The sequence below is a fragment of the Marinobacter antarcticus genome (assembly GCF_011049865.1).
GTDB classification, from domain to species: Bacteria; Pseudomonadota; Gammaproteobacteria; order Pseudomonadales; family Oleiphilaceae; genus Marinobacter; species Marinobacter antarcticus_A.
Genome location: NZ_DRGY01000050.1, coordinates 18,241 through 29,138, shown reverse-complemented (window position 1 = coordinate 29,138; position 10,898 = coordinate 18,241). Strand labels below are relative to the sequence as shown.

At 56.1% G+C, this 10,898-nt stretch carries 12 protein-coding genes; 9 read left to right on the top strand and 3 right to left on the bottom strand.

What is annotated here, in order from left to right; genetic code table 11:
- The 5 genes from ENI00_RS06645 to hemL form a co-directional block, all read left to right on the top strand.
- A partial coding sequence (locus ENI00_RS06645) for a chloride channel protein (RefSeq protein WP_304100647.1) occupies positions 1 to 888 on the top strand: 888 nt, incomplete at its 5' end.
- Between the two features lie 3 nt (positions 889 to 891).
- Complete coding sequence (gene hemJ / locus ENI00_RS06640) at positions 892 to 1,314, top strand: protoporphyrinogen oxidase HemJ (RefSeq protein ID WP_304100646.1); 423 nt, start codon at positions 892 to 894, stop codon at positions 1,312 to 1,314.
- Positions 1,315 to 1,326: 12 nt separating this feature from the next.
- On the top strand, positions 1,327 to 2,115 hold the full coding sequence (locus ENI00_RS06635) for a hydroxymethylpyrimidine/phosphomethylpyrimidine kinase (protein ID WP_349740382.1): 789 nt from the start codon (positions 1,327 to 1,329) through the stop codon (positions 2,113 to 2,115).
- On the top strand, positions 2,103 to 2,771 hold the full coding sequence (gene thiE / locus ENI00_RS06630; RefSeq protein WP_304100644.1) for a thiamine phosphate synthase: 669 nt from the start codon (positions 2,103 to 2,105) through the stop codon (positions 2,769 to 2,771). Before ENI00_RS06635 ends, thiE begins: the two co-directional genes overlap by 13 nt.
- Positions 2,772 to 2,786: 15 nt before the next feature.
- On the top strand, positions 2,787 to 4,067 hold the full coding sequence (gene hemL, locus ENI00_RS06625; RefSeq protein ID WP_304100642.1) for a glutamate-1-semialdehyde 2,1-aminomutase: 1,281 nt from the start codon (positions 2,787 to 2,789) through the stop codon (positions 4,065 to 4,067).
- Positions 4,068 to 4,141: 74 nt separating this feature from the next.
- Here the strand turns inward: hemL and ENI00_RS06620 are convergent, their stop codons facing one another.
- Positions 4,142 to 4,705: a tetratricopeptide repeat protein gene (locus ENI00_RS06620; protein WP_304100640.1), complete on the bottom strand. Its 564-nt coding sequence runs from the start codon at positions 4,703 to 4,705 to the stop codon at positions 4,142 to 4,144.
- Positions 4,702 to 7,032 (bottom strand): penicillin-binding protein 1B, encoded by a 2,331-nt coding sequence (mrcB, locus tag ENI00_RS06615; protein ID WP_414674224.1) that lies wholly within the window; start codon positions 7,030 to 7,032, stop codon positions 4,702 to 4,704. Before mrcB ends, ENI00_RS06620 begins: the two co-directional genes overlap by 4 nt.
- A 120-nt stretch (positions 7,033 to 7,152) precedes the next feature.
- On the opposite strand from mrcB, the gene ENI00_RS06610 reads away from it, so the two are divergent.
- The 3 genes from ENI00_RS06610 (at position 7,153) to ENI00_RS06600 (ending at position 9,526) form a co-directional block, all read left to right on the top strand.
- A complete protein-coding gene (locus ENI00_RS06610; RefSeq protein WP_304100637.1) occupies positions 7,153 to 8,730 on the top strand; it encodes an AAA family ATPase in 1,578 nt (525 codons plus the stop codon).
- A gap of 68 nt (positions 8,731 to 8,798) precedes the next feature.
- Positions 8,799 to 9,155, top strand: coding sequence for a pentapeptide repeat-containing protein (locus ENI00_RS06605; protein WP_304100635.1), 357 nt, complete (start codon positions 8,799 to 8,801; stop codon positions 9,153 to 9,155).
- Entirely contained in the window at positions 9,152 to 9,526 is a 375-nt protein-coding gene (locus ENI00_RS06600; protein ID WP_304100633.1) for a Rieske (2Fe-2S) protein, read from the top strand. The genes ENI00_RS06605 and ENI00_RS06600 overlap by 4 nt, the downstream gene beginning before the upstream one ends.
- Here the strand turns inward: ENI00_RS06600 and sfsA are convergent.
- A complete protein-coding gene (gene sfsA / locus ENI00_RS06595) occupies positions 9,510 to 10,241 on the bottom strand; it encodes a DNA/RNA nuclease SfsA (protein ID WP_304100631.1) in 732 nt (243 codons plus the stop codon). The two genes, ENI00_RS06600 and sfsA, sit on opposite strands and share 17 nt — an antisense overlap.
- Before the next feature lie 180 nt (positions 10,242 to 10,421).
- Here sfsA and dksA point away from each other — a divergent pair, with 180 nt between their 5' ends.
- On the top strand, positions 10,422 to 10,862 hold the full coding sequence (gene dksA / locus ENI00_RS06590) for an RNA polymerase-binding protein DksA (protein WP_304100629.1): 441 nt from the start codon (positions 10,422 to 10,424) through the stop codon (positions 10,860 to 10,862).
- Positions 10,863 to 10,898 lie beyond the last annotated feature (36 nt).

Sequence of the window (10,898 nt, the reverse complement as noted above, 5' to 3'; positions counted from 1 at the left end):
GGAATTGGCTACGATACCGTTAATGCAACCATTAATGGCGAACTCGGGCTCTGGCTTTTGCTCAGCGTGGGCATGGCCAAACTTGTGATTACCGCCCTCACGGTTGGCCTGGGAATGCCCAGCAGTATTATTGGCCCCACACTTTTCATGGGCGCTACGATTGGCGGGGCGATGGGGCTGGTTGGCGCACAGATCATACCCATCCATGCTTCATCTGTTGGTTTTTACGCGATGCTGGGAATGGGCGCCATGATGGGCGCAGTGCTGCAAGCACCCCTGGCTGCGCTAATGGCGCTGATGGAACTGACTCGAAACCCGAACATCATCCTTCCGGGTATGCTTATCATCACGACCTCCAACCTCATCACCAGCGAGGCCTTCGGGAAAAAATCCCTGTTTCTGACCGTGTTGAAAAGCCAGGGCCTGAGTTATCAGAATTCGCCGGTCATTCAGGCATTGCGCCGGGTCTCGGTGGCCGCGATCATGGACAAAAGTATTCTGCGCGTCGAAAGACATCTGACGGTCGAAGAGGCCAGAAAAGCGCTAAAATCTGAGCCTAAATGGCTGCTGATTGAGGGTAGCAACGGACCAACGTCCCTTCTGCCCGCCGTCGATCTGGCACGGTTTATGGAAGACTCTGCGGAGATCGCAGCCGACAAAGAGGAGGAGTTACCGGAATCCATTGATCTGATGAATATCCCCGCAAACCGTCGTGACATTGCGCCGGTGCAGTATCAGGCCACTCTGGAAGAAGCCTTGCACGAGTTTGAAGCGACCAGTGCCGAAGCCTTGTATGTACAACGCCATGTGGCGCCGATGATTCAACGGATTTATGGCGTAGTGCTTAAATCTGATATCGAAAGCTATTACCAATATCGACGGAGCTGACCAATGTTGTGGGTTAAAGCCTTTCATATAATTTCCATGGTGTGCTGGTTTGCGGGCATTTTTTATCTGCCAAGACTGTTCGTTTACCATGCGGCTTGTGAAGACGAACCTGGGCGCGAGCGCTTCAAAATAATGGAGCGGAAACTCTACCGAGGCATTACCACCCCCTCGATGATTGCCACCGTCATATTTGGTGTATGGTTGCTCAGCTACAATGTATCCGGCTATTTCAGCCAGGGCTGGTTGCACGCAAAGCTGGCACTCGTCGCACTGCTCATTGTTTATCACGTTTATTGTGGACACCTGGTCAAGGTGTTTCGCGACGATCTCAACACTCGCGGACATGTTTTCTATCGTTGGTTCAATGAGTTGCCGGTGTTCATTTTGCTGGCCGTTGTCATTCTTGCCGTCGTTAAACCTTTTTAGGGAGTTTTAGCCATCAAACACTATACCCGCCCCCAAGTACTTGTTCTTTCCGGCCTGGATCCGTCCGGGGGTGCGGGTATTCAAGCGGATATTCAGGCCATCACATCGCTGGGGTGCCACCCACTGCCGGTTCTCACGTGCCTGACCGTTCAGGACACCCGAAATGTATACGGTGCAGAGCCCGTAAATCCGCAATTGATTCGTCAGCAACTCAGATGCGTCGCCGAAGACGCGCCGATACACGCCATTAAAACAGGCGCGCTGGGCAACGCGGCTGTAGTGGAGGTACTGGTGGAATTTCTTGAACAACACCCAAACATCCCGGTCATTACCGACCCTGTCATTAAAGCCGCGGGCGGCGGCGATCTCGCGGATGACGAGCTTCTGGCCGCCATGATAAAACGGTTGTTCCCGCGGGCTGAAATGATCACGCCTAACGGCGTAGAGCTGGCGTTACTGGGAGAAAGTGACAACCCGGACGAGGCGGCGCGTAAATTGATTGAGAAGGGATGCGCGTCGGTGCTTGCAACCGGCGGGCATGGCACAGGCATTAACATCGTCAACACCCTGTATAGCCGTTCATCTACGCCCATGTCATGGGATATCGAGCGCATAGGCGGCGAGTATCATGGCACGGGCTGCACGCTTGCGGCTGCGATTGCGGCCGGGCGGGCCCAGGGGCTTTTACCCCATGCTGCCATCGCCCAGGCCCAGAACTACGTGCGCGGCACTATCTTGCATGCGCTTGCGGTGGGCAGAGGACAACCGGTTCCCGATCGGGGTATTGTGTGGGAACGATGAACGCGCGCGTCCCAACCGGCCTTTACGCGATAACAGACAGCCGCCTTACGCCTCCGGAACGATTAACGGCTTCTGTGGAGGCGGCAATTCGTGGCGGCGCAACGCTGGTGCAGTATCGCGAGAAATTCGCACCGATGGCCGAACGCCTGACTCAGGCCAGAAACCTCCAGTCGGTTTGCACTGCCGCCGGTGTGCCGCTGCTGATCAACGACGATATTGAGCTTGCCAGGCGAGTGGGCGCTGCAGGCGTTCATCTGGGCCAGTCTGATGGTTCTGCCGCAACAGCACGCAGCCTGCTTGGCGATGGGGCAATTATCGGCATTACCTGCCATGCAGATCTCGCAATGGCAAAGGCGGCGATGGAAGCCGGTGCAAATTACCTGGCATTTGGCCGTTTCTTTGCGTCATCGACCAAGCCGGACGCTCCCGCAGCAACAACCGATATACTGGCGAAAGCAAAACGCTTCGGCCTGCCAGTAACCGCCATTGGTGGCATTACGACCGGGAACGGCGAGCTGCTCATACGCGCCGGCGCTGACCTGCTGGCCGTTGCAGGCGGGCTTTTCGGGGGCAGTCCGGAGGCCACTGAACAAAACGCAAAATCGTTTCAGAGGCTGTTTTCCAGCCACCATCCAACTTTTTCAATCCCCCGATAGCAGGAGCTCTGACACATGACGCACTCCGAAACCCTGTTCGAACAGGCACAGAAATACATCCCCGGCGGCGTGAACTCCCCGGTTCGGGCTTTCCGAGGTGTGGGCGGCACTCCGATTTTTTTTAAACGCGCTCAAGGCGCCTATCTTTACGACGAGGATGACCAACGTTACATCGATTACATTGGCTCCTGGGGGCCGATGATTCTGGGCCACTCGGATCAGCGTATAAAAGACGCCCTGCACGCGCAGATAGAACTGGGGGTAGGCTATGGCGCGCCCACGGAAATCGAAACCCATATGGCGCGCAAAGTCTGCGAATTGGTGCCTTCAATTGATCTGGTAAGAATGGTGAACTCGGGCACAGAAGCCACCATGAGTGCCATCCGTTTAGCCCGCGGCTTCACGGGACGCGACAAAATTGTGAAGTTTGAAGGCTGTTACCACGGCCACGTGGATTCTTTGCTTGTAAAGGCAGGCTCTGGCGCACTGACCCTCGGCATACCCAACTCACCCGGCATACCCGCTAGCTTGGCAGAGCACACGTTAACGCTGGATTTCAACGATATCGACGGTGTGCGTGAAGCGTTCAAAAAGATAGGCGATCAGGTTGCCGCCATTATTGTAGAGCCGGTTGCCGGCAACATGAACTGCATCCCGCCGGTTCCGGGTTTTCTGGAGGGCCTTCGGGAAGTCTGTGATGAGTATGGAACGGTACTGATTTTTGACGAGGTAATGACCGGGTTCAGAGTATCGCTGGGCGGCGCTCAGGGCCTGTACGGCGTGAAGCCCGATCTGACGGCGCTTGGCAAGGTCATCGGTGGCGGGCTGCCGGTAGGCGCTTTTGGTGGCAAGCGGGAGATTATGGAGCACATCGCTCCCCTGGGACCGGTTTATCAAGCCGGCACGCTGAGCGGTAACCCACTGGCCATGTGCGCCGGTCTTGCCACGTTAAACGCCATTTCAGAACCCGGCTTTCACGAACGCCTGGTGCTGAAAACCCTGGCGGTACGTGACGGCCTCAAGGCGGCTGCCGACGCTACGGGCATCCCGCTGGCGGTTCAGGGTGCCGGCGCGATGTTCGGTTTCTTCTTCACCGAGGAACCCAGCATCACCCGCTTTGATCAGGTAATGGCCTGCGACGTGGAGCGCTTCAAGAAATTCTTCCACGGCATGCTCAAAGAAGGCATTTACCTTGCACCCTCCGCTTTTGAGGCTGGATTCACCAACGCGACCTTGTCAGATGAAGATATTGCACACACAACGGCAGCTGCGAAAAAAGTGATGGCGACTCTTTGAAAAAGCCGACCCGATAGCCTGTTTTGACGCCTGCCCGCAAGATGTTCGGGCAGGCGTCTTAAGCACGGCATCCGTTACAACGCAGACGCCCGATCCTCCGCCTGACTGGCGCCTGCCACATTACCACGGGCCCGGCGGATATCCGCCAGCAACAGCCAACCGGCGCGCTGCAGCCGCGTATTGTTCCCCGCCAGCGACAAGCCCTTGAGGGTAAACTGCTCCGCAGGCCCAAATTTATCGCCCGCCACATAGGCTTGCGACAGTTTAAAGTAAACCTCTGCAGAGCTGGGCGCGATCCGTTGCGCACGCTCCAGCCGAGCAATAGCCCCTTGAGCATCGCCGTTTTTCAACAGTTTATCTGCTTCGCGAACAAGACTCAGAGCCGCCGGAGACAGCTCATCACCGGCATCGCGATAACTCGGTTTGCTGATGCTTTGCTCCGATTCACTAACTTCAGGCTGCTCGCTTTTACGCCAGACTTGCGGTTCTTCATCGTTGCCCGTGGTGCGCGGTGGTTCCGGCGCGCGAGGAGAACCCTCTGCGGGCACATAAATAGCGCCTCCCGGGCCAGAGGCGCATCCGGCCAAGCTCAAAAGCATCGCCACCATACTTACACGAAACACATCTTGCCTGCTCATTGGAACAACCCTTCAAACCAACCTCGAATTTTCCGTTCAAGGGTACCTGAGCAAGACACCTTCTGTGTAGGCTCACTACCCGATATAAACGGCAGAAGGCGCGCATTATCGCAATGCTCGTCGGTTATTGCCTGTTTTTCAAAATTTACCCAGTGATAATTCACGCCGTCAGGAATCACCGGTGAAAATCCGTGCTGCGGCACCTGTGCCATGAACCGTGACCATACTGGCAATGCGCCGGTCGCACCCGTCAACACCGTAGAGCCGTTATCGTCCCGCCCTACCCAGGCAACGGCCAGCAAATCGCCGCTGAATCCGGCAAACCAGGAATCACGACCGTCATCGGTTGTTCCGGTTTTGCCGGCGAGCGTCAATTCTTTTGGAACCGAATAATAGGCCGAGCGCCCGGTACCCTCATGCATGGTTTCCTGCATTGCGTACTGCACCAGATGCACCGCAGCCGGGTCAGCCACCTGATCCACTTCCAGGCTGTAACGTGAAAGCGCCTTGCCACCGGCGTCAGTCACTTCCCGAATGGTGCGCAACGGCGTGTTGAATCCTGACGTGGCCAGCCCCTGATAGATCTGAGCCACGGTCACGGGGCTCATGGCAACCGAGCCTAACAGCATGGAGGGGTACTCAGAAATGGGCGTGACCACACCAAAGGCTCGCAATGTCTCGATAACCGCAGGAACGCCAACATCCAGCCCCACGCGAACCGCCGGCAAGTTATAGGAGTGCGCAAGAGCGCTGTGCAGTGGAACGTCGCCCCGCTCTTCGCCATCGTAGTTTTTCGGTTGCCAGCGTCGCCCATCATCAAATTCAAGCATGAACGACTTGTCCAGCACCGGCGTCATAAGGGTGTAACGCTCGGGCTGCTCCAGCGCGGTCAGATACGTAAACGGCTTGATCAATGACCCAATCGGGCGATTCGCATCCAGGGCCCGATTGAACCCTGCAAATTGTGGGTCTTTTCCACCCACCAGCGCCAGGACTTCGCCGGTATCCTTGGCGGTCACCACAAGGCTCGCTTCCAGCGCTTCGGCCATATCGCCACTGGCCAGCCTCGGCAAGGTATCGGTAACAGCATATTCGGCTGCGTACTGAATAGCCGGATTCAGGGTGGTGAATATCCGGAGGCCTTCGCTGCGCAAATCCTCCTCTTTGTAATCCCTTGCCAGATGGCGCCTCACAAGATCAATGTAGGCCGGATAACGATTTTCCGAATAAGACGGTTTGGCGCTGACGCCAAGCGATAGCCCTCGAGCGCGGGCAGCCTTCGACGAATCAATCAGGCCTGCGTCTTCCATCTCACTGATGACCAGATTCCGACGTTTAGTCGCACGCTCCGGATGCCGGCGCGGATTGTAATAGCTTGGCCCTTTGACCATACCCACCAACAGTGCAATCTGATGCACATCCAGATCTTTCAGTGACTCACTGAAATAGAATTGGCTGGCCAACCCGAAGCCGTTAATGCTTCGGGTACCCGCCTGCCCCAGATACACTTCGTTCAGGTAGGTTTCCAGTATGTCGTTTTTCTCGTAGTGCAACTCGAGCAGAATCGACATAAGCGCTTCGTTACCCTTGCGCAGCAGCGTCTGATTCCGGGTCAGGAAAAAGTTTTTGACCAGTTGCTGCGTGAGCGTACTGCCGCCCTGAACAATCTGCCCTGCCCGCATATTGGCAAGCATGGCGCGGCCGATAGAGAGCGGTGCAATGCCAAAATGGTCATAGAACTTCCGATCTTCCACGGCCATAAGCGCAGCGGGAAGCAGCGCCGGAACCTCATCCAGGCGCACCAGAATTCGATCTTCTTTGTGTGCAGGATAAATTCCGCCAATGCGGGCCGGCTCCAGCCGCACGATCGCCGCCTTGCCACCGGACAATACTGAAAAATCCTGAATGCGATCACCATAGATATTCAGGGACAGCGTTCGCCTGGGCTCATTACCGTCCGGAAAATGGAAGCCGCGGGTGCTGATCGCAAAATATCCGCCATTGCGGTTATAGGTTCCGGGTTTTGCACCATCGCCTTTGCGATAGCCTGAAAGCGTAAGCTCCCGCTCCAGAGCTCCGGAACTCACACCTGCGCCGTTATAAAGCTCCAGAGGCCGCGCGTAAACTCGCGAAGGCACTTCAAAACGTCGTCCCTCAAATCGGTCGGTAACAACGGCATCAAGGTAAACCATCCAACCCGCCAGCAATACAAGGCCGATGGCAGACACGCGAACAAACATTTTCCAGAACCAGGGTCTGCGCCCGTTCCGGTTGTTTTTACTTTGGGATTTTCTGTTTGGCTTCGAAGAAGATCTGTGTTTTTTCATGGCCGGATTATAACGAAGGCGGCAGGACATAAGGCAGGCCAACTGTGTGTTATTTCTGTAACCTGCCCGTTATGATAGAGCATAGAAAATCAACAAGTTCAGGGAATCGAGGAGTACACCGTGAGCGAGACACCCCCAGGCAATCTGTTACTGGCATTGCAGAACCCCGAGCTGTACAACCATCCGGTTGACGGGTTCCAGATTATCGAAACTCACATCTCTCAGGTAATTCTGACCGGCCAGTACGCCTATAAGATTAAAAAACCCATGAATTTCGGGTTTCTTGATTTCTCCACACTGGCACACCGGAAGCATTTCTGTGAAGAAGAACTGCGCCTCAATCGTCGTCTGGCAGAACCGCTTTATCTGGACGTACTCCCGATTACCGGAACCCCGCAGCAGCCAGTGATCGGCGGCGAAGGCGAGCCTTTTGAGTATGTGTTGAAAATGCGTCAATTCCGCCAGGATCAACTGTTCGATCACCTGCAGGAGACCGACGCCCTCAAGCCTGAACTGCTTTGTAGCCTTGCCCGACAGGTGGCCGCCTTCCACGACAACCTCGAACCAATACCAGACGACAAACCGCTGGGCACTCCGGAAGCGGTTTATGACGCCATGCAAGAAAACTTCGACCAGATTCGGCCAATGATCGACGACAACCACCTGCTGCGTCAGCTCGACAATCTCGAAGCCTGGACACGAACCACCTTCGAGCGCCACCGGGAGCTGATTGCGAAACGCCGTAAAAGTGGCTCAGTAAGGGAATGCCACGGCGACCTGCATTTGGCCAACATCACCGTTTACGACGGCAAGGTGACGGTCTTTGACTGCATCGAATTCAACGAGCCCTTTCGCTGGATTGATGTCATCAATGACCTGGCCTTTCTACTGATGGATCTGGAGTCCAGACGCGAACCGGCTCTGGCAAATCTGATTCTCAATACCTATCTGGAGTACCGCGACGATTTTGAGGCCTTGCCGCTACTGCCTCTTTACAAGGCTTACCGAGCGTTGGTGCGAGCCAAAATTGCGTTGTTCACCTTGTCCAACCCGGTGCTGGCCGAGCAGGAAAAAGAAGAGCTGATGCAGCGCTATCGGAATTATGCCCAGTTGGCAGAAGACTATAGCCACATCCCGAATCCCTATCTGCTGGCCACGGTGGGCCTGTCTGCAAGTGGCAAGACCTGTGTCAGTGCAGTCATGGCGGGCGAACTGGGACTGATCCGCCTGCGGTCTGATGTAGAGCGCAAACGACTGCACGGGCTGGCGCCGCTGGAAGACAGCCAGTCGCCGACAGGGGAAAACCTTTACTCTGCTGAGGCCAACGAAAAAACCTACGACCGCCTTGCAAAACTTGCCAGTGACCTTCTTGCGGCCGGCTTGCCGGTGATTGCGGATTCCGCCTGCCTGAAAGTGCGCGAGCGAGCGCTGTTCGCATCGGTCGCGGAAAGTCAGGGCGTTCCCTTCGCATTGATTCACTGCGAGGCGCCTGAGGAACTGCGTAAAGCGTGGATTCGCGAACGCAAAAGTGACGCATCCGAAGCAACGGAGGCATTGCTGGAGGCCCAGAAAGGTTGGTTCGAGCCCCTGACAGCAGAAGAGAGCACCTACACGGCCCACCTGCACACCGATCAGGAGCATGTCGCCGAGGCCGTCGCCGACAGAATCCGACAGCACTTTGGTCTGCCTCCGGGTTAGCGCCTGGCTTCCCCGGTATCGAAACAGTGTCGAAACCTTGTCGAAACAAAACGCCATAAGGAAAGATCATGGAAACGGATGCAGTTCGTCATATTGAAGATCCTCTCTACGAAACGCTTCGCAGGGAAGATATTGCGGCCTTCAATGCCGAAAAATCAGCGCGAACCGACCTGCCCAGTTTTGCCCATGGCGACTTCAGGGGGCTGGATTTGCGCGGGCTGAATGCTCACGAACTCGACCTGAGTCACGCCTACTTCCGGGGCGCGGATCTGAGAGGCATCGATTTCAGTCACTCGAAAATGGAAGGCGCCAGCATTGCCGGCGCTAAAATTTCCGGGTGTTTCTTTCCCCACACACTTGAGGCCGATGAGATCGTCATGTCTTTGAACCACGGCACCCGGATGCGATCCAGCACCGGGCAATGACCGATACACAAAAGGACCAGTGGCAGGCGATAGGTTCCAGACAGACGCTGCAAAGCGGCGAGTTTGTCGAATTCACCCTGGCCACCGCTGAAAAAGATACTGATACTCTGCCACAGAGCGGGTTCGCCTTCCTCGATGGCACCACGCCCAGGGCGTATCTGAATCAATGCCCTCATATGGGCATTGAGCTGAACTGGGCGCCAGGCCGCTTCATGGACGCCGACAACCTATTCCTTCAATGCTCAACCCACGGCGCACTGTTCAAGCCTCGGGACGGTGAGTGTATTGCCGGGCCTTGCCAGGGTGACGCGCTTACGGAACTGGACATACGGGAAAGCAACGGGACTCTGGAAATCAGACTTCCAGATTAACCGGCACCGCGTCAAACAGCGTCATTTCGCCGGATAGACTGCCATCATCGCGGGTAAGGTTTGCCCGGTAGGCCATAATTTCAACACCCGCGCCCCATGCTTGCCGCAGCAACTGGCCGTAGTGCGGGTCGATATGATCTGCCGGCCGCACGGTTTCAATGCCGGTGTGATTCACAACGAACAGCAGCACGGCGCGGTCACCAAGCACGACCTGAGCCATTAGCTCGCGCAAATGCTTTTGTCCACGGGTGGTCACAGCGTCCGGAAAGAAGCCCTGCCCGTTTTCCTCAAGGGTTACGTTCTTGACCTCTACCCAGGCGTCGGGCTTCGTCTTATGGCCGGATAGCAACAGATCAATTCGGCTTTTTTCCTCGCCGTACCGGACTTCTGGCCGGCAATGGCTGTACCCAACCAGCTCATGGATGCGGCCGGCTTCAATCGCCTCGCGAGCCTGCGCATTGGGTCTTGCCGTATTAACGCAGGCAAGCGCACCTTGAGCAGTTTCAACAAGTTCCCACGTGTAGGGCAGCTTGCGCGCAGGGTTGTCGCTGCGGCTCAACCACACCCGGCCATCCGTCGGCTGACAATGCAACATCGAACCGGTATTCGGGCAATGCGCCGTTACTTCGGTGCCATCTGGCAACGTAACATCCGCCAGAAAGCGCTTATAACGCCTGATCAGGCGCCCTTCAATGAGGGGCTCAGGAAACTTCATACACTCTCCAAATGCGACACAGGCATCACAAGGCTGGCGCGCCCGTGACTAATCTGCTATTTTCCGCCAAATCCCGTTTCAGGACGACTGCTTAACCCAGATTGTAACTGCGCCGCAGCCGGGGCTGGCGCGCAGGGCAGCAAAGCGTCCTTGTGAAGTTTAAAAGAGAGGCCGGGTTCAATGGCAACCACATCAAACCAATCTCGTGAACGTTTCACCAACTTCACCCCTTACGAAATGAAGAAGGGTGAAGACTACATGAGCGCCGGCATGCTGGAGCACTTCAAAGGGCTGCTGCTGAGGTGGAAGCAGGAGCTTATGGAGGAAGTGGACCGCACCATGCACCACATGCAGGAAGATGCCGCAAACTACGCCGATCCCAGCGACCGCGCAACTCAGGAAGAAGAGTTCAGTCTGGAATTGCGCACGCGCGACCGTGAACGCAAGCTGATCAAGAAAATCGATCAGACCAACGATCGCATCGACAAAGACGACTATGGTTTTTGTGACCAATGCGGCGTGGAAATCGGTATCCGTCGCCTTGAGGCACGTCCCACCGCCACGCTGTGCATTGACTGCAAAACTCTTGCCGAAATTCGCGAGCGCCAGACTGGTATCTGATACAGCAAACCTGACCTGGCCGGCTCAGCCCTTCAA